At 50.6% G+C, this 18768-nt stretch carries 16 protein-coding genes; 15 read left to right on the forward strand and 1 reads right to left on the reverse strand.

What is annotated here, in order from left to right:
• The first annotated feature begins 5 nt into the window (after positions 1-5).
• The 6 genes from ftsE (at position 6) to DL94_RS0101070 (ending at position 7982) form a co-directional block, all read left to right on the forward strand.
• Positions 6-692 (forward strand): cell division ATP-binding protein FtsE, encoded by a 687-nt coding sequence (gene ftsE, locus DL94_RS0101045; protein ID WP_028128540.1) that lies wholly within the window; start codon positions 6-8, stop codon positions 690-692.
• Complete coding sequence (ftsX, locus tag DL94_RS0101050) at positions 682-1569, forward strand: permease-like cell division protein FtsX (RefSeq protein WP_028128541.1); 888 nt, start codon at positions 682-684, stop codon at positions 1567-1569. Before ftsE ends, ftsX begins: the two co-directional genes overlap by 11 nt.
• Positions 1570-1571: 2 nt before the next feature.
• Entirely contained in the window at positions 1572-2690 is a 1119-nt protein-coding gene (locus tag DL94_RS0101055; protein WP_028128542.1) for a murein hydrolase activator EnvC family protein, read from the forward strand.
• A 15-nt stretch (positions 2691-2705) separates the two neighbouring features.
• Positions 2706-3857, forward strand: coding sequence for a S41 family peptidase (locus DL94_RS0101060; protein ID WP_028128543.1), 1152 nt, complete (start codon positions 2706-2708; stop codon positions 3855-3857).
• A 65-nt stretch (positions 3858-3922) separates the two neighbouring features.
• Positions 3923-5941 carry a sensor domain-containing diguanylate cyclase gene (locus tag DL94_RS15095; protein ID WP_028128544.1) on the forward strand — a complete coding sequence of 673 codons (2019 nt, stop codon included), beginning with the start codon at positions 3923-3925 and terminating at the stop codon, positions 5939-5941.
• A gap of 154 nt (positions 5942-6095) precedes the next feature.
• Positions 6096-7982 (forward strand): type I glutamate--ammonia ligase, encoded by a 1887-nt coding sequence (locus DL94_RS0101070; protein WP_028128545.1) that lies wholly within the window; start codon positions 6096-6098, stop codon positions 7980-7982.
• 65 nt (positions 7983-8047) lie between these two features.
• Here DL94_RS0101070 and DL94_RS0101075 read toward each other — a convergent pair whose 3' ends face one another.
• The gene (locus tag DL94_RS0101075; RefSeq protein WP_028128546.1) at positions 8048-9649 is read right to left on the reverse strand and encodes a sensor domain-containing diguanylate cyclase; all 1602 of its coding nucleotides are present in this window, start codon (positions 9647-9649) and stop codon (positions 8048-8050) included.
• A 235-nt stretch (positions 9650-9884) separates the two neighbouring features.
• Here DL94_RS0101075 and cpaB point away from each other — a divergent pair, with 235 nt between their 5' ends.
• From cpaB to DL94_RS13850, 9 genes are all read left to right on the forward strand, one after another.
• Entirely contained in the window at positions 9885-10811 is a 927-nt protein-coding gene (gene cpaB, locus DL94_RS0101080; RefSeq protein ID WP_051586234.1) for a Flp pilus assembly protein CpaB, read from the forward strand.
• An 11-nt stretch (positions 10812-10822) separates the two neighbouring features.
• A complete protein-coding gene (locus DL94_RS15100) occupies positions 10823-12370 on the forward strand; it encodes a type II and III secretion system protein family protein (RefSeq protein WP_028128548.1) in 1548 nt (515 codons plus the stop codon).
• A gap of 36 nt (positions 12371-12406) precedes the next feature.
• A complete protein-coding gene (locus DL94_RS13840) occupies positions 12407-13267 on the forward strand; it encodes a CpaE/TadZ family protein (protein WP_051586235.1) in 861 nt (286 codons plus the stop codon).
• A 15-nt stretch (positions 13268-13282) separates the two neighbouring features.
• Complete coding sequence (locus DL94_RS0101095; RefSeq protein ID WP_037371031.1) at positions 13283-14389, forward strand: CpaE/TadZ family protein; 1107 nt, start codon at positions 13283-13285, stop codon at positions 14387-14389.
• Between the two features lie 5 nt (positions 14390-14394).
• On the forward strand, positions 14395-15351 hold the full coding sequence (locus tag DL94_RS0101100; protein WP_037371033.1) for a type II secretion system F family protein: 957 nt from the start codon (positions 14395-14397) through the stop codon (positions 15349-15351).
• A 44-nt stretch (positions 15352-15395) separates the two neighbouring features.
• A complete protein-coding gene (locus DL94_RS13845; RefSeq protein WP_037371035.1) occupies positions 15396-15617 on the forward strand; it encodes a hypothetical protein in 222 nt (73 codons plus the stop codon).
• Positions 15618-15717: 100 nt separating this feature from the next.
• Positions 15718-16164 carry a TadE/TadG family type IV pilus assembly protein gene (locus tag DL94_RS0101110; protein ID WP_028128551.1) on the forward strand — a complete coding sequence of 149 codons (447 nt, stop codon included), beginning with the start codon at positions 15718-15720 and terminating at the stop codon, positions 16162-16164.
• 51 nt (positions 16165-16215) lie between these two features.
• On the forward strand, positions 16216-17742 hold the full coding sequence (locus DL94_RS0101115; protein WP_081798727.1) for a CpaF family protein: 1527 nt from the start codon (positions 16216-16218) through the stop codon (positions 17740-17742).
• A gap of 14 nt (positions 17743-17756) precedes the next feature.
• A complete protein-coding gene (locus DL94_RS13850) occupies positions 17757-18740 on the forward strand; it encodes a type II secretion system F family protein (protein ID WP_051586236.1) in 984 nt (327 codons plus the stop codon).
• The last annotated feature ends 28 nt before the right edge of the window (positions 18741-18768 follow it).

Raw genomic sequence — 18768 nt, forward strand, 5'->3', positions numbered from 1 at the left:
TCCTGATGATACAGATGCGTGAGGTCTGTAAGACCTATGATACAGGCGTAGTGGCTTTGAGCCATGTAAACGTGGATATTCAAAAGGGCGAATTTGTCTTTGTCGTGGGCCCCAGCGGTGCCGGTAAGTCCACTTTTATCAAGATGCTTTTCCGGGAAGAACTGCCCACCGAGGGCCGTCTGCTGGTGAATGGTCACGATGTGGTGGAGATGGACCGTTCGGAGGTGCCATATCTGCGCCGTGAGCTGGGGGTAATCTTCCAGGACTACCGCCTGCTGCCGGATAAGACCGTGTTTGAAAACGTGGCCTTTGCCATGCAGGTAATCGAGGCACCGCGCCGGCTGATGCAGCGCAGTGTCAATTCTGTGCTTGACGTAGTAGGCCTGCGTGATAAATACAGGAGTTTCCCCTCACAGCTGTCCGGCGGTGAGCAGCAGCGTGTGGCCATTGCCCGGGCTATTGTCAATAATCCGTCCATCGTCATTGCGGACGAACCTACCGGTAATCTGGACCCGGAAACCAGCTGGGATATCATGGATATTTTCAAGCGCATCAACAGGGCAGGTACCACTATCGTTATGGCCACCCATGACCGCAATATCGTCGATACCATGAAAAAACGGGTAATCGCCATCGAAGATGGCCGCATTGTCCGCGACCAGCAACGGGGAGGCTATGGCTATGAAGCTTAGAACAGGTGAATACTTTATTCAGGAGGTTTTCCGCTCCCTGCGCCGCAACAACTGGATGTCATTTGCCTCCATTGGTACGGTGGCTGTGTCGTTATTCGTGCTGGGGGTATTCCTCATTCTGGTTTTGAATATGAACCGTATGGCCTCCACACTGGAATCACAGGTACAAATCAGCGTTTATCTGGAGGAAGATTTAAGCCGCCAGCAGCGTATTGATTTGCAGAGCAATATCGAAAAAATGCAGGGCATTGATACGGTGAAATTCGTGGATAAGGACGAGGCCAAAGCGCGCCTGTCCGAGCGCCTCGGAGACCAGAAATATCTGCTGGAGGCTTTGGGGGACAAAAATCCGCTGCCTGACGCCTTTGAGCTGACGGTAGCCCAGCCGGATATGGTGGAAACGGCGGCTAAGGCCATTGAGCGTATGGACGGGGTAGAGTCGGCCAAATATGGTCAGGACGTGGTGGAACACCTCTTTGACATCACCCGGCTCATGCGTATTTTCGGTCTGGTGCTGATGCTGCTGCTCGCCGGCGCTACGATTTTTATCATTTCCAATACCATCCGCCTGACGGTGTTTGCCCGGCGGAAGGAAATTGCCATTATGAAATATGTAGGCGCTACGGACTGGTTTATCCGTTGGCCGTTCCTGATGGAAGGCATTGTACTGGGCTGTATCGGCGGAATTTTGTCGGCTATAGCGCTGCGCAGTTTCTACGCGGCTATGGCTGCCAAGATTTACAGCACTTTGGCCTTTTTCCCGCTTATGCCCCAGTATCCCTTTATGAACTATGTGACAGTCGCCATTATTCTGTCGGGCATGGTTATCGGGGCCATCGGTTCGGCCTTCTCCTTGAAACGTTTCCTTGAGGTGTAATTATGGAAAAATGGCAAAAAGTTACGGCGGCTGCTGTTCTGGCTGCTTTTTCCACGTCTACTGCGGCGTATGCCGCTTTAGAAGATGACAAGGCCAGCTACGACAAGCAGGCCGAGGATAAACGGGCGGAAAGCGATGCCCTGCAATCCAAGATAGAATCCTTATCCGAGGAAAAACGCGCCATCGATGAAGAGGCTGATGCGGCGATTGCAGAGCATAAATCCCTGCGCGCCGCGCTGGATGAAACCCTGCAGCGTCTGGAACAGAATGAAACGCGCCTTAAGGAAGTTGAGGCTGATTATCAGAAAAAGAGTGATAAACTGGGCAAGCGTGTCCGGGATATCTATGTCAATGGTCAGATTTCCTATTTGGACGTACTGTTCGGTGCTAAGGACTTTTCCGATTTGATGACACGCATGGACCTGCTGAAAAAAGTCATTAAGCAGGATTATGATTTAGTGCATTTGGTGCTGAACGAGAAAACAGAAATCGAAACGACGAAAAAGAAACTCGAAAAGGATAAGGAAACCAGGGCTGAACAGGAATTAAAAGCCCGGCGGGCTCGTGAGTCGATGGAGGAGAAGGTTCGCAAGCGTCAGGCTATCATCGACCAGATGAAGAATGATAAAGCCACCGTTGACAGACAGTACGATGAACTCATGGCGGCCTCCAAACAGATAGAGGAAATGCTCCGGCGCAGCAGTATGGCTAACATGCCGGCGTCTGCCGGCGGCGGCAATGGCTCCATGATTTGGCCGGTGGGCGGTACGATTACCTCCGAATACGGCTGGCGCGTTCACCCGATTACCGGTACGCAGAAGTATCATAGCGGTATCGATATCGGTGCTGATTACGGTGTGCCCATAGCGGCGGCCGCCTCCGGGACGGTAGAATATGCCGGCTGGATTTCCGGCTATGGCAATACCATCATCATCAATCATGGCGGCGGTATTACCACCCTGTATGGGCACAATCAGTCTCTGGCCGCATCCGTAGGCCAGCAGGTCAGTCAGGGAGAAACCATTGCTTACTGCGGCTCCACGGGCAACTCCACCGGTCCGCATTGTCACTTCGAAGTGCGGCAAAATGGTGAACCGGTAAGCCCGTATGGTTATCTCTAAACAGAGGTGAAATTGTTGAGTAAGAAAAAGATATGCCTGATAATCGTCCTGACGGCGCTGATTTCCAGCTTTTTGACCGTTGCGGCGCTGGTGAATCTCGCAGGTCTGGGCAAGGAAAGTGCCGGTGATTTACTGCGGTTCTTCGGGGTTAAACGCATGATTGAATCCCGTTATGTGAATGAGGTAAATTCCACCAGTCTTATTGACGGGGCGATAAACGGCATGGTGCAGTCCCTCGGCGACCCGCATTCAATTTATATGAAATCCTCCATGTATAAGACGTTGAAGGAACATACGGCCGGCGCTTTTGGCGGTATCGGTGTCACCATGGGCTTTAAGGACGATAAAGTCACCATCATATCGGTACTGGAGGGCACTCCGGGAGAACGGTCCGGGCTGAAAGCCGGTGATGAAATCCTGACTGTTGACGGTACGCCGGTGACGGAGTATCAAAGCGAGGAAGTGGCCATGCATATTCGCGGTGAGGCCGGAACCAAGGTCAAACTGATGATTCACCGCGAGGGCAGTGAGGACACGGAATATACCCTGGAACGGGATATCATCAAGGTGCCGTCTGTCAAGGGCAAAATGCTGGAAGGCTCCAAGATGGGCTATATCCGGATTGCGTCTTTTGGCGAAAACACCGGTGAGGAATTTAAGTCTGAATACGCTGCGCTGGAAAAGGCCGGCATGCAGGGGCTGATTGTTGACCTGCGGCAAAATCCCGGCGGCCTAATCACGAGCTGTGTAGAGGTAGCTGATATGCTCGTGCCCAAGGGCAATATTGTTTCCGTGGTGCAGCGGGATGGCAGCAGGGAAGAATATGATTCTTCGCTGGAAAAGGCTAAATATCCTTTGGTGGTGCTTATTGACGGTAATAGTGCCAGCGCGTCGGAAATTTTAGCCGGGGCCTTGCAGGATAGGGAGGCGGCCACCCTGGTGGGCACTAAATCCTATGGCAAAGGTTCCGTACAGGTCGTGGTGCCGCTTTTCCATGACGATGGCCTGAAACTGACCATTGCCAAGTATTACACACCCAACGGCCGTTGTATTGACGGTGTCGGCATTGAGCCGGATGTCACGGTGAATTTTACTGAGGACAGCCGGGAGGATACGCAGCTAAACATGGCAAAAGAAGTTTTGCAGGGAAAAATGTCCCAGCTGTAGGTAACAGGTTGTAACCGCGTGCACAGGAAGGGCAGGCGGTTACATGTATTGGGGAGTTTTGGGTTATGTTTCGTTCTATCAAGATGCAGATACTCGCGCTGTGTCTGACATCGATGTTTGTACTGGCTGTGTGCATGGGTACAGTCAGCGTTTTATCCATTGACCGGCTGACGGTGGATAGTGAAGCGCAGAATATGAACCGGGTGGCGGAAAACCAGCGGGAGCTTATCAATGTCGAACTTATACAGGCTGAAGATGTGACCAATTTCGTGGCCCGCGACATTGAACGCCGTATAGGCAGTCCGGAGGATTTACGCAGTAAAACTGTCAGGCAGAACGTGGCAGCCGATGTAAATCATTCTTTTCAAAATGCCGTAAGCAATGTGGATTTTATCTGCTCATATTATATATACTATGTTGAGTCGCTGGCCGGCACCGATGACAATCTGTGGCGCGTCCGTCCGTATAATAAGACGGAGTTTGAACCGCGTAAAATAACACCGATATCGTCATTTGCCCATGATGATGTCAAACATACCAGCTGGTATACGCTGCCGGTCAAAAACGGCAAACCTGTCTGGGTGCCGCCGTATTACTCAGAAGTTCAAGAACGCTATATGCTTTCCTATGTCGTGCCTATTTTTAAGGGAGATACCTTAGTAGCTGTGGTGGGGGTGGATATTGACTTCCAGCAGTTCCTGAACCGTATCGAAAAGGTGCCTGAGTATGCCTCCGGCAAGGCCTTCTGTACTGATTTGACGGGTAAGATACATTACACGGCTGACAATCCCGAAGGCATAGAGGCCAGCCGCAACGGTCAGCTGCTGCAGCAGGCGAATAAGTTTTTTGTCGCCCCGCGCAATCGCAGTGACCAGCTGGTACGTTATCAGTGGAATGGCGTGGAATATGATACAACAGCGGTGAACCTGCGTAATGGTCTGGCGCTGATGGTACTGGCACCGGTACAGGAAATCCATTTCATGTCATTTCTGCGGATAATCCAGCTCGTGGTAGTGTTCATCATCATGGTGCTGCTGTTCTCCTTGGTTAGTATCGCCATGACCAGGCGGATGACCAGACGTCTGCAGGATTTGACTGCCGTGGCTAATGATATCGCTGCCGGCAATCTCGATGTTGATGTACCGTCAGGCGGCCATGATGAAATCGGTGATTTAAGCCGGGCACTTGGACGGACGACCAGTGAACTAAAAAAATCCATGGATAAAATGGAACGCATGACCTATTATGACTCCCTGACAGGTCTGCTGAACCGCCTTGGCCTCGATGAGGCCCTGCGGAAGTGGTGGGACAGGTCACGTCAGGCCGTGCTGATAACCATGGACATCGATGATTTTAAGCTGATAAATGACCTGTACGGTCATGATGCCGGTGATGTGGCCCTGCAGCGCATGGCCGAAATGCTGCAGTCCTTCTTTGGCAGCAACAGTATTGTGGCCCGCAATGGCGGTGATGAGTTCGTCGTGGTCATGCAGAATATTGCGCTCGAGGACGCTTGGCCCCGTATACAGGAATTTGGTATGATGGCCAAGAATTATACGGTGGGCGGCCAAAATTACAGCTTTACTACTTCGGCCGGTTTTTCCGCTTATCCGCAGATGGCCGAAAGTCTGGGGGATTTGTTCCGTCAGTCTGACGAGGCCCTGTACGCCGTGAAACTAAAAGGCAAAAATAACTGCGGCGTCTATGATGAATCCCTGGCTAATCAGGACAGGAGCCAGCTGGGATTCAACCTGCGGATTGTCAGCAAGAACCTGCCGGCCGCGCTGTGCATTTACCGGCTGGATAAGGATAACACCCTGCTGTATGCCAATGATATGTTCCTGACCTATGCAGATTGTGCGAATATGAACGAGCTGCAGAAACATATTCATGGTTCGGTACTGAAACTGCTGCCGGCGGAAGAGGTGGAATCCTTCCATCAGGACGTAGATGAGGCACAGGTTTACCATTATCATCTCTGTTCCTGTCAGGGACGGCGGCTAAAAGTGTCAGTGCGGCGCCGTATCGTCAAACATCCGCTTTACGGGCAGATTTGTTACAGCATTATGACGGAAGAAAAATAAAAATAGGGGTTTACAGCTTAACATAAATATGCTAAACTTCTACATGTAGTTGAATAACAAATGGCAATGGAGCCATGCAGAGTTACTATCCCTGTGGGGATTGGTATCTTTGCATGGCTTATTTTAATGTGATTATGTAAAGGGTGGTATGAAGATGGAAGATTTAATCTATGTGATTCCGGCAAATTCCCGTAAAGAGGATATCGTAGCTCAGTTAAAGGCTCATCCGGAAATCAAATACGTTTCCCTGGTCGGCGTAGATATGGCCGGCAACGATACCGATGAAAAGATTCCCGTACGGATTTTCCTCAAAGACATGGATGATTTCTATGCCGGCACGGCAGTACAGACCGACGGTTCTTCCGTTGTGCTGACGGGTATCGCCACCCTGAACAACGCCAAGGTTGATATGCCTATTGACCCCACGGTGAACTGGTTCGTGGACTATAACATGGAATTCTACGATGAAGAAACGGGCAAGCCGGTAGGAACCCTGCGTATTCCGTCCTTCCTCGTGCATGATGGCAAGCGCGTTGACTCCCGGGCAGTACTGGCTGACACTTTGGACTATGTCAAAAAAGAACTGCTGGCAACGTTCAAAAAATATCCCAAGATTTCCGGCCTGGAAAGCATTGACGGCAATGACGTTGTAGATATTAAATTCACCTCTGCTACCGAATTGGAATTCTGGGTTAAGACGCCGCTCGAAGAGGCTGCTATCGAAGAAATGTCCGCCTCCCAGGTCATGCAGGAACAGTACTGGGAACGCACGCATGGTGCTGTTCGTACGGCAATGGAAAACTGCCTGATTGAACTCGATAAATACGGTTTCCAGGTGGAAATGGGCCACAAAGAAGTGGGCGGCCTTAAAGCCCAGATTGACGGCAGCGGCAACATGACGCATGTTTGTGAACAGCTCGAAATTGACTGGCGTTTTGCTGATGCCCTGCAGGCTGCTGACAATGAAATCTTTGTCCGCACGGTAGTAAAGGAAACCTTCCGTTCCATCGGCCTCGAAGTAAGTTTCAAGGCTAAACCGATGATTGGCCTGGCCGGTAACGGTGAACATACGCATATCGGCATGGCTGCTGTCACTAAAGACGGCAAACTGCACAACCTCTTCACGGCTGACGACCAGCGCAAGGACTTCATGAGCGCCGTAGGTTACGGTTCCATGATGGGCCTGCTCAAAAACTACGAAGTTATCAATCCGCTGGTATCTGCAACCAATGACTCCCTGAACCGCTTGAAACCCGGTTTTGAGGCCCCGGTATGTATCGTTACTTCCCTGGGCCATCGTCCGGACCAGCCGTCCCGTAACCGTACGATTCTTACGGGCCTTATCCGCGACCTCGGCAATCCTTATGCTACCCGTTTCGAACTGCGTGCCTGCAATCCCTATACCAACACTTATCTGGTATTGGCTGCAATTTATTCTGCCTGCCTTGATGGTATCAAGATGGCGGTACAGCACACGACAGCTGAATTGCTGACGGAACTTTCCAAGGAGGCCGGCGAAGAAGGTTTCTATCTGGAAAAAGACCGTGCTTACCGCAGTGAAAACGATGTATTTGAAGATTATAGTGCTGAAGAACGCGACCGCCTCTTTGGTGCTCCCCCGGCTACGGTTTGGGAAAACATGCAGAATCTGGACAACTATCCGGAGAAGAAAGCTGTTATCACTGCCGGCGGCGCGCTGGATGACACCATCCTGAACGCTTTCCGTGCCGGTGCGCTGCTGCGCTGGAAGACGGAGCTCATCGCCCGTATCATTCCGGAAAACCGCGATATCGTCCGCGCCGCCAAGGAAATCAAATCTGATTTCGTAACGGATTTGGATTCCTACAACTGGAACAAAATCAATGGTATCCGCGCTTATCTGGCCAAGGACAGCATTGATGAAAAGTCCCTGTTCACGCTGCTTATCAACGCTCTGAATGAAGGCGACTACGCCGCTGCCTCCGGCCTGCAGGTGGAGATGTACGACAAGATTGAGGAACTCAAAGCCCTCTACGACAGCTATGTAAAGAACATGATTTAACAGGTTTCGGCCATAAAAATGAGCTGACCCGTCAATTGACAGGTCAGCTTGTTTTTTATAGGCAGTTATTTATTTAAACTGTCGAGGTTGGCAAAATCGCCTTCGTCTTCCCCGGAAATATAGTAGCAGTCGCGTTTTTCCTTGGCGGCAAACAGGGCCAGGTCAGCGGCATGGAAGAGGTGATTGTAAGTCTTGCCGTTCTGCGGTGATACGGCAATGCCGATGCTGGCGCTAAGGCCGGCGTTAGTATCGCCGATGACCAGGTCACGGGCCAATTGATTTATCTCGGCGGCTTTGCGCTTGATGATGGTCAGATCCTTTTGATTGTCGATGATGACTACGAATTCATCACCGTCCAAATGGCCGACACAGTCATAGGCGCGGAACAATTCTTTGAGTCCCTGGGCAAATTTTTGCAGGATGCGGTTGCCGTACTGGTGGCCTTCTTCCTTAGTGGCTTTTTTGAAGTTATCCAAATCAATGAGGAAAATAGCCATCATGCCAGGAGCTAAGGACTCTTCGTATTCCTGCAGCCGTTTGCGGCAAGTGGTTTCGATAGCGGCGCGGCTGGCCAGGCCGGTCAGGGCGTCCGTATCGTTTTCCTGCCGCAGATTATTGCGCATGGCGCGGATTTCATTGATAGCCGTAGCCATTTCTCCCAGTTCGTCCTCGGAGAGAATGCTGAGTTTTGTTTCGTCTTCATGTCCCTTGACGATATCCGTAACCACTTTGCAAATTTGGCGGATGGGGCTGGTTATACGGGTGGCGATGAGGTGGGCACCGATACTTACAAATATCAGCAGCAGAATACCGATAATCCCGACACGGATAACTTCTTCATTAGCAGCCCGGAAAATGACGCTGGTGGGCTGAATGGTAGCTACGTTCCAGCCGGTCAGCTGATTTTGCGAACAGCTGACAAAATAATCTTTGTTGTTGAGGGTGATTCTGGCGATACCGTTTTTCTCGTCCATAACCCTGAGTATCTTTTTATTGTAATCGGGGTCGCTGTTTTCGGCACCGTCAGGATTGGAATTGGCGATAATTTTGCCCTCCTGATCCAGAACGAGGATAGAAAGGCTGTTAACGCTTTGGGCGTCGATGAATTGCTGCAGATTATCCAGGTATATGTTACGCTGAATTGCGCCTATGGGCTGGTGCTGGTCATTGAAAATGGGTACTTCCATGACGACAATCATTTGGCCGGTGGCCATACTGACGACAACATTGGAAACGTTATCGTGTCCGGCCAGAGCCTCCTGAAAATGGCGGCGCTGATTGATATTGACGAGGGGAGAGTTATCACTGCGGATAAGCTGTTGGCCGGTAGCATTGGCGATGGCTGTAATATTTTTATCCCGAAATAGTTCGTCATTGTCATGGAGCATTTTTTTGACAGATTCGGCAGCTGCCGGATTGCCGGTAATTATAAAATCTTTTATCACAGGATTGTCGGCTATTGTATGCAGCGTATAGAAATTATTTTGTATTCTATTGGTGATGTGCTCGTTAACGATGGTATTGTTCATCAGACCGGTGTTTTTGGCGTGATGCTCCATGTGGTCAGCCAACCGCCAGCCGCTGTAAACAATTACTGCAATCAAGGGGATTATGCCCATCAGGACTAAAAGCAGGAATAATTTGTTATGTATACTTTTTTTACGCATTTTGCTACACCTCTTTTAGTGATTTACTGATAATTTTGATATTTATAACATTATACCGCTAAAAAAGGATTTTTTCTATGGTTAAAATAAAATATAAAATTGGTACAATTCGCAGGAAAAAGGCATCGTGATTGCGAAATAATAATTAAAGCTGTATAATAAGTGTAGGGAAGTATTTAATTATTATAATAATACAGATAATTTTGTAAAATTTTTAGAAATGAAGGGGATGCCAATGTTTTCCAAGCTAATGGATGTACTAAACGATTTACAGCCCAGGCAGTTGTTGATGCTGGCAGGGGGAACAGCGGTAGCAGTGTTTTTGGTAGTCTATCTGGCTTTAACGGGACTTACCAATAATGTTGGAGAAGTGCCAAAAGTAAATCAGCCTGCCCAGTCACAGACAGTTATGACGCAGGTAGTGATGGCCAAGGAGGATATTCCTTCCCGTACCGTCATACAGGAAAGCATGCTGGAAATGAGAGAAGTACCGGTGGATTCATTGCCCCGCGGTGCGATGATGAGCATGCAGGACGTGGTCGGACAGCCGGCCGCAGCGACAATTTTTGCCGGCGATGTCGTTACCTTGTCCAAGCTGATTGTCGATAAGACTAAAGTCGGCTTTGCGGGAGAAATTCCGGAGAATTGCCGGGCGGTGTCGGTAGGTGTAAGTGAGATTACCGGTGTGGCCGGCTTTGCCAAACCCGGGGATTACGTGGATGTAATTCTGGTCGAGAAAAACAATCAGGGGGCTACCAGCCGTTTCCTGCTCAAAAATATCCTGCTTTTAGGGATAAATCAGGATGCAGCCGCTGCTGCTGCGCAGGATAAGAACGGGGATAAGAATAAAACAAAGTCAAAGCCGGCGATTGCGACTCTGGCCTTGGAGCCTGACGATATGCTGCAGCTTGTTTCCGCTGCGGCTGTTGGTGAAATTTATCTGGCCCTGCGTCCGTTCCATGCTAACGACAAGGGCAGCTTTTTGAACACCTACAGTCTGCGTTCAGCCCGAGCAGGCGAGGTGACAGCAGCACCGGCACAGCCAGTGGCAGCACAGCCGGTTCAGGCAGCAGCGCCAGCACCGGCTGTCAGTGCGCCGGCAGCTCCAAGAGCGTCGGCACCCTATGAAATTATTCAGGGCGATAAAGTAGTTACGAAGTGAGGGTGGATGGCGTGAAGTTAAAAAATTTGGGAATTATAAGCGGCATTTTTGCCAGCTGCTGCTTGTGCACAGCCAGTGCCTCAGCGGCGGAATTATTATCAGTGGGAGTGCATAGTTCCAAGTATATCTCTATGCCGACAGCCATTACCCGCATCGCTGTCGGTGATCCGGATATAGCAACAATCGTGCAGGTACCTTCCTCCAATTCGGAGTTCTTGATAGTGGCACATAAGGCCGGCACGACATCACTCTTTGTCTGGTGCGATGATGGCGCGCGCTATGAATACATTGTTGGCGTGTCCCCCGAGGATGAAGGACAGGCCAAAGTCATTGAAAGCGCTATCAATCTGCCGGGTGTCCGGGTTAAGATGGTCAATGGCAAGGTGCTCCTGTCCGGTACGGTAGAAAATCAGTACGAACGCAATTATGCCGTGCGGACGGCCCAGCTCTTTGTATCTGCGGCAGATAAGGGCAACATCAGCGTGGGCAGCAATACCAGCGCCCGCCTGGAAACCAAGGGCGCCCGCACGGAATCGCGCAATGGTGTAGTGGGCGGCAACAATATTGCCGATGATGGTTCGGTAATCGACCTGCTGCATATGCGTCATCCTTCGCAGATTAAGCTGGAGGCACAGGTTATTGCCATCAATCCCAAGGACCAAAGCGATTTGGGCTTTGTCTATGGTTCGAATACCGGCTCTGACCTGTTGAGTACGCCGGGTGTATTCTACGCTGGCGAAAGCTATGGTTCCGGCAGCACGACTTTCCGCAACAATCCCTGGAAGTGGCTGACCGATCATCATAGCAATATCAATGTCGCTTTGCAGGCACTCGTAGTGCAGAATAAGGCCAAGATTCTTTCGCGGCCGAGTATTACGACGATGAGCGGTGAGGCTGCGCTCATTCAGGTGGGCGGCGAAATTCCTTATACCACCAGAGACAGCAATGGCAATCCTTCGACGGAATTCAAGGATTACGGTATTATCCTGCAGTTTAATCCCGTAGTTGATGCGGAAAACCGCATTGTATCGGCCATTCATACCGAAGTCAGCATGCCCAGTGGGGAAACCGTTGACAAGCAGCCTATTTTGGACAGACGTCAGGCTGATGCTGTCGTGACGGTAACTCCGGGCACCACCATGGTAATTGGCGGCCTGATGGATTCCCGGGAATATAAGATAGTACGCAAATTCCCGTTCCTCGGAGATATTCCTGTTATCGGTGAATTCTTTAAATACACCTCTACCACGCAGGACCGGCAGGAACTGATTATTCTGGTTACGCCGCATCTCGTGGACGAAAATAACGCCGCCAAGGCCGAGGTGACCAAGGATATGCACGAGCTCTATCAGAAAGACCAGAAAGAAAGAGCTGATATGAAGAAGGTAGACTTCAACGAACAAAATGCGGCTGCTGAAAAAAAGGCAGAAAGCGAGACTGCACCCAGGCAGCAGGCGGCAAACCGGGAAGGGGATGATTCCCGGCAGGTAGCAGCAGAGATGTCCCGGGAATCAATTCTGGGCAAATACCTGAACCGCGATGTATTGCCCGGTAAATAAGGGCAGGTGCAGTAAGGGGAAGGAGTGATTGCTGACATGGAAGGGCATAGCAGTATTATCATCGCTGTTTTCAGCACTTCCTCCGGCAATGGAAAAACCATTACGGCCATCAATCTGGCTGCCGGATTGGCAGAAGAAGGCTACAGGACATGTCTGGTAGACCTTGACCTGCAGTTTGGGGACGTGATGGGGTATCTGGATTTGGTTAGTGATTATACCATAGCCGATGCCCAGAGGGCCATACTGAGAGATGAACAGCATTTCAAGATAGATGATTATCTGACGGAATATAAGTGCGGTGAGGCCTCTTTTGCTGTACTGCCGCCACCCCGGGAAATAAATGATGCTTATCAGATTAACGTCGAGGCTGTGGAGAAAATCATACGCTCCATGCGTGGTTTTAACTTTATTGTGCTGGACCTCACGGCAGTGTTCAGTACTTTGAATCTGGCCATGCTGGATTTGAGCACGGTTATAAACTATGTAGGCGTGATGGATTTCCTGCCGGCGGTGAAAAATTATAAAGTCGGCTATGACACGCTCCTGCGCTTTGATTATGAAGAGAGTAAAATCTGTCTGGTGGAAAATATGACGGACCAGGACAGATATATAAAATCCCGGGATGTAGAGCGGCTGTTAGGGACGAAGATTTATCATCATTTGCCCAGTGATTATCAGGCCGTCACTTATTCCATACGTATGGGCAAACCGCTTATGTATTGCATGCCTTTGTCACCGCTGACGCAGAGTTATTGGCAGCTGGTGGACCGTTATACCAACCGCAGTAAGCAGTCGCGTGCAGCCCTGCAGTATGAGGAACAAAAGACAGGGCGGAAGAAAATTCTTTCGTGGCTATTTGGGGACGATGACTGGCATACGGCAAATAACACGAAATAAGGGCAGGTGACCAAGGTGAATTATCGCGTAATACTTGTAGAACGGGACGCCGATATGTTGTCCCGAATGGCCGGGATATTAAAGGCTGATGATACATTTGACCTGGCATCGACTTATCATGAAGTGGATATGGCCTTAGGCCAGAGTTCTGTTTTCCGGCCTACACTGTTTTTGATAGACATGGATTCCGCTGACGATGTGAAATATATTGCCCGTTTTGTTAAGGCTTATCCGCAGGCACAGATTCTCGGGCTGCTTAGCCAGTGGAAATCTTCTACCGCCGAAAAATTGTTGGCGGCCGGGGCCAGCGGCTGCATATTAAAACCCTTTAGTACAGCGGACGTTGTCGAGGCCCTGGCAATTTATAAACGCCGCGGCAAGCCACTGCCGACACGTACTTTGGCGTTTTTTAGTCCCAAGGGGCATTCGGGCAGTACTACCATGGCTACGGTACTTGCCATTGAACTGGCCAAGCTGAGCGGTGAGTCTGTGGGAATTATCGACGCTGACCTGCAGTTCGGTGATGTGGCGATGTTCTTTGACGCTGTACCCCGTCATAATGTGGTCGAGGCTACGCATGATATCAATTTGCTGACTCCGGCCGCATTGGAACATTATTTTCATAAAGTAGGGAATGGTGTCTGGATTATGAGCGGCCCCCTGCAGCCGGAACATGCTGAACTTGTGGAGGCTGACCGCCTGATTGAAGTTGTGCGGATGGCCGGCAGTTTGTTCCGCTATGTAATTCTCGATTTGCCGGTAGGCTTTAATCCGATTTCCCTGGCCCTGGCTGAATGTGCGGATACGGATATACTGATTTCTATGATTAGCAGTGGTCAGGAAGTCCGGCACATGAAACGTTCTCTCAAGATGTTTCACATGTGGGATAACTACGGAAAGCAGGTCTATACTATTTTTTCCGGCGTGCATAATTGCACTGAATCCCATAAGCGCAAAATTGAAGGAGAACTGGGGCGTTCGGTGACGTTGTTTTTGCCGGAGGAACGGCGGATAAAAGATGTTGCCGGCAGCGGGCGGCTGATGAAGGATTTGCCGGAAGGCACGCCCTTTATCGAGGCCGTGGCAAAATTTGCCGGTGATATTATCAGCGGCAGGAGGTGAGGCCGATGGTTATTTTTGCAGCTATTGTGGCCGCTATCGCCGCCTTCGTTATGGTGCTGTTGGTGACCGTTTACTTCCAGCATTTACGGCGGATGAGCATCTTCTACCGCTTGCGCCGCCATCATGTCATTGAAAGCGGCCAGGTGCTGGAACAGCCTTATCTGGAACGCATGCGCGGCTGGTTGCGGAAAGCGGCAGCCCCGTTGGCTGAGCATGGTCCTGTACAGGTACTGGACTTCCGCATGCGTCAGGCAGGAATTCCGCTGCTCGGCGGTGAATTCATGATTATGTTATTGGTCAGCGCCTTAGCGGCATTCTTAGGCAGCTGGATGCTGACACTGGAAACGGGCACGGCGCTGCTTATCGCCGCCATGACAGTAATCCTCTTATGGCTGACGGTGTCCTGGCGTATCTACAGCCGTCGCAATGCTTTTTCTGAGCAGCTCGGTGACTGCCTGACTACCATTTCCAATGCCCTGCGCGCTGGTTACAGTTTTCCGCAGGCGGTGGAGGTAGTAGCCAAGGAGATGGAACCGCCTATCAGTGACGAATTTGCTCAGGTGTACCGCGAAGTTGGCATGGGTGTGCCGCTGGAGGCTGCACTTGAGGCAATGGGACGCCGCGTCGGCAGTGCTGATTTGGATTTGGTGATAAATGCCGTTCTCATTCAGCGTGAAGTCGGCGGCAACTTGGCGCAGATTCTCGATAATATCAGCGATACTATTCAGGAACGCATTCGCATGAAACGCGAAATCTTCGCCCTGACGGCACAAGGCAGGCTGTCAGCCTGGGTACTGATTATTTTACCGTTTGCGTTGGCCTTGTTTATGTATTTTTTCAATCGCGAGCAGTTGATGGTACTGATTGAGGACCCGTTAGGCCGTATGGCGCTGCTTATTTCCTTGTTATTGGAAGTTATCGGCTATGTGGTAATTCAAAAGATTGTCCATATAGACGTATAATTTTAAAGATGTAAGTATATGGTTTTAGGAAGGATGTGGATGATATGTTACAACGTATTGAAAAGATTTGGTCGGAAAAAGGTCAAGGCATTGTGGAATATGCGCTGATTCTGGCCTTCGTAGTGGCAATTGCTGTAGTTGCTTTGAAGAGTGACAGCGGCATCGGACAGAAAATCCAAAATCTCTTCGATAACACAGGTACTAAAATTGAGCAGGCAGGACAAAATGTCGGTGGCGGCACGGGTGGAGGCTCCACCAATCCGTAATGAAGGCACATAGTTTATGTAAGACGGAGGAAAGAGCTTCTTGGTGTTGTGGGAGGCTCTTTTCTCGCTATAGTGGTTTAGAGAAGGGGAGGTGCAGCTGGTGAACAGACAAAAAGGCCAGTCTATGGTGGAATTTTGCCTGGTTTTGCTAATTCTGCTTCCCGTGATATTGGGCATGATATACGGCGCCTTTGCCTATGCTGATTACCTGCAGTACAATACAGCCGTGCGCGAGGCAGCCAGAGATATTGCTATGCAAAAGGATGCAGCAGCACGCCTGGTCAGTGTAAATAAGATAAATAGTAATAAACATAGCAACGATTATGCCCAACCGCTGACGAAACTCTACACACCGGAATTTTCTGCAGCCGTAAAGGAACCTGCAGAAGAGACTACAGCCAATCCGGACACGGGGTCAGTAACGGTAAGTGTGAAACTGACGCTCGCCGTAGATACAGTCCTGTTGCCGAAAGAATTAGGGCCCATGCAATGCAGCATGCCTATAGAACCGCTGGTGCCTGTCGCCGGTTCGGCAGCTAATCCGTAGAGCAGGAATAGCAGTAGTTTAGTGATACGATAGCAGCAAGGTGGGGATGATATGTCGCTCTTAAAGCGTTTGGGAAGAACAAAGGAACAAGCCATCAAGGAAGTGGAAAGAAGGGGCGTAAATCAGCCGGCCGCCAATCTACAGGAACAAGCTGATAAAGGCCGGGAAACTGCGCCGCGCAAAGCTCCGGCATGGACACCGGACGAACATCAGACTTATTCCCGGCTGGGGGAGAACAAACATACAGATCATTCTCATATGGCGTCTGCGTTTGCGGCGCGCCGTTCTGCTGTGGTGCAGATAGACCAGATTCAGGCTTTAAGATTGGCTATTCATCGTCGGATTGTGGATGAAATGACGGTGGCTGAGCAGCAGCTCATTGCTCAGGGCAAAGAGGCCCGGGAACAGATAAAGAATTTGATTTCTTCCTATCTGGAACGGGAAATGGTCAATAGCAACTATAATCTGTCCCGGGCGGAACGCATGGCTCTCGTGGACGATATTTGTGATGAGCTGCTGGGCCTTGGCCCCTTGGAACCGCTCTTAAAAGATGATTCCATTACAGAAATTATGGTAAACGGCCCCAAGGATATCTTTGTGGAACGTGGCGGCAAGCTGCTGCTCACCGATACCCGTTTTTATGATGATGCCCATCTGATGAATATTATTGAGCGTATACTGGCACCGCTGGGCCGCCGCGTAGACGAGGCGTCACCTCTGGTTGACGCCCGTCTGGCAGACGGTTCGCGTGTAAATATCATCATTCCGCCGTTGTCGCTTACAGGTCCGACACTGACCATCCGCAAATTTGCGCAGAATGCCTTATCCGTGGAAAACCTTGTAGGGCTGGGCACTATGAGCGAAGAGATGGCGATGTTCTTGGAAGGCTGTGTTAAAGCGCGGCTGAACATTCTGGTTGCCGGGGGAACCGGCTCCGGCAAGACGACGACGCTTAACGTACTGTCATCTTTTATCCCGTCCGCTGAGCGCATTGTCACCATCGAGGACGCAGCCGAACTCAGGCTGCAGCAGCGCCATGTGGTCATACTGGAATCACGTCCGGCCAATATCGAGGGCACGGGTGCGGTTACCATTCGTGACCTGGTACGCAACGCCCTGCGTATGCGTCCTGACCGCATTATTGTTGGTGAGGTTCGCTCCGGTGAGGCTCTGGACATGCTGCAGGCCATGAATACCGGCCATGATGGCTCAATTACCACGGCCCATGCCAATAGTCCCCGTGATGTGCTGTCCCGTTTGGAGACCATGACACTGATGGCTGGCATGGAGCTGCCGGTACGTGCTGTGCGTACGCAGATTGCATCGGCTATCAACCTGATTATTCAGCAGTCACGCCTGCAGGACGGCAGCCGTAAACTCACCCATATCACCGAAGTTCAGGGCATGGAAGGTGATACGATCATCTTACAGGATCTGTTCCGTTATGTGCAGGACTATATTGATCAAGAAGGCCGCTCTGTGGGACATTATGAGGCTACAGGCCTGCAGCCTACGTTTATGGATAAATTCCGTATCCACGGTGTGGAACTGCCGCGGGATATATTTAAAAAGCACTGAGGGAGGGCATAACCATGATTATTTTAGTGGCTGCATTAGTGACAGCTTTGGTTATGGCAATGCTGTTCCTCTTGCTTTACGCCGCCCGCCGTCCGCAGATGCAGACGCGTCAGCACCTGGAACGCATGATTGCCGAGGCTGAGGCCGAGCGCAGCGCAGCCAGACAGCAAAAACGCCGGTCAGCGGCCGCGGAAACGGGTGTGGTTTCCGATTATCACTATATGCGTGAGCAAAGCTTTAAAGAGCGTATTATCCGCCCACTGATGAAGGGGATGGAAAACTGGCTTATGCGTTTTGCGCCGCGGGAACTCAGGACGATGATGGAAAATATGCTCCTGCATTTGGGCATGCAGGAACAATGGAGCGTTAACCGTCTGGCTGCTGGCTGGGTATTATGGGTAGTGGTCGGCGGTATCTTTGCCCTGCTGTTCATATCGGCCTTTTCGCCGCTGCTGCTGCCCCAGCAAATTGCAATTTTCATTTTGGGATTGATTTTAGGGGCGCTTGTTCCCTTTATGTTGCTGCAATCGGCTATCAGACGGCGCAAAGCCGCTATCCGGCGGCAGCTGCCGGAGTTTCTCGATTTTCTGTGCGTCAGTGTTCAAGCCGGCTTATCCTTTGATGGCGCTGTGACCAAAATCGTTAACCGCATGAAAGGCCCTCTGATGGATGAATTCCGGCGTATGCTCCGCGACATGGGGCTGGGTATGGATAGGCAGCGAACCTTGAATCAGCTGGCTAAACGCTGTGATGTAGAGGAGATTTATCTTTTTACGGCCTCAGTAATACAGGCGGAACATTTGGGCACAAGCATGTCCAGAACTTTGAAAATGCAGGCTGACAATATGCGTGACCGCCATCGTCAGACAGTACGGGCATTGGCCTTGAAGGCGCCGGTAAAGATTATCTTCCCGATGATATTGTTTATCTTTCCTTCAATTTTCGTAATGGTGGTCTTTCCAGCAGCTTTGACGCTGCTGAAATCCCTTAACAGATAGGCAAAGATTTACTGACTGGAGGTGGGAC

This window comes from Selenomonas sp. AE3005, from assembly GCF_000686945.1.
Classification (GTDB): Bacteria; Bacillota; Negativicutes; order Selenomonadales; family Selenomonadaceae; genus Selenomonas_A.

Bases quoted from the DNA above. Each gene is read 5' to 3' on its own strand.
- ftsE (WP_028128540.1), top strand. From the start codon at position 6: ATGATACAGATGCGTGAGGTCTGTAAGACCTATGATACAGGCGTAGTG.
- ftsX (WP_028128541.1), top strand. From the start codon at position 682: ATGAAGCTTAGAACAGGTGAATACTTTATTCAGGAGGTTTTCCGCTCC.
- DL94_RS0101055 (WP_028128542.1), top strand. From the start codon at position 1,572: ATGGAAAAATGGCAAAAAGTTACGGCGGCTGCTGTTCTGGCTGCTTTT.
- DL94_RS15095 (WP_028128544.1), top strand. From the start codon at position 3,923: ATGTTTCGTTCTATCAAGATGCAGATACTCGCGCTGTGTCTGACATCG.
- DL94_RS0101070 (WP_028128545.1), top strand. From the start codon at position 6,096: ATGGAAGATTTAATCTATGTGATTCCGGCAAATTCCCGTAAAGAGGAT.
- DL94_RS0101075 (WP_028128546.1), bottom strand. From the start codon at position 9,649: ATGCGTAAAAAAAGTATACATAACAAATTATTCCTGCTTTTAGTCCTG.
- cpaB (WP_051586234.1), top strand. From the start codon at position 9,885: ATGTTTTCCAAGCTAATGGATGTACTAAACGATTTACAGCCCAGGCAG.
- DL94_RS13840 (WP_051586235.1), top strand. From the start codon at position 12,407: ATGGAAGGGCATAGCAGTATTATCATCGCTGTTTTCAGCACTTCCTCC.
- DL94_RS0101100 (WP_037371033.1), top strand. From the start codon at position 14,395: ATGGTTATTTTTGCAGCTATTGTGGCCGCTATCGCCGCCTTCGTTATG.
- DL94_RS13845 (WP_037371035.1), top strand. From the start codon at position 15,396: ATGTTACAACGTATTGAAAAGATTTGGTCGGAAAAAGGTCAAGGCATT.
- DL94_RS0101115 (WP_081798727.1), top strand. From the start codon at position 16,216: ATGTCGCTCTTAAAGCGTTTGGGAAGAACAAAGGAACAAGCCATCAAG.
- DL94_RS13850 (WP_051586236.1), top strand. From the start codon at position 17,757: ATGATTATTTTAGTGGCTGCATTAGTGACAGCTTTGGTTATGGCAATG.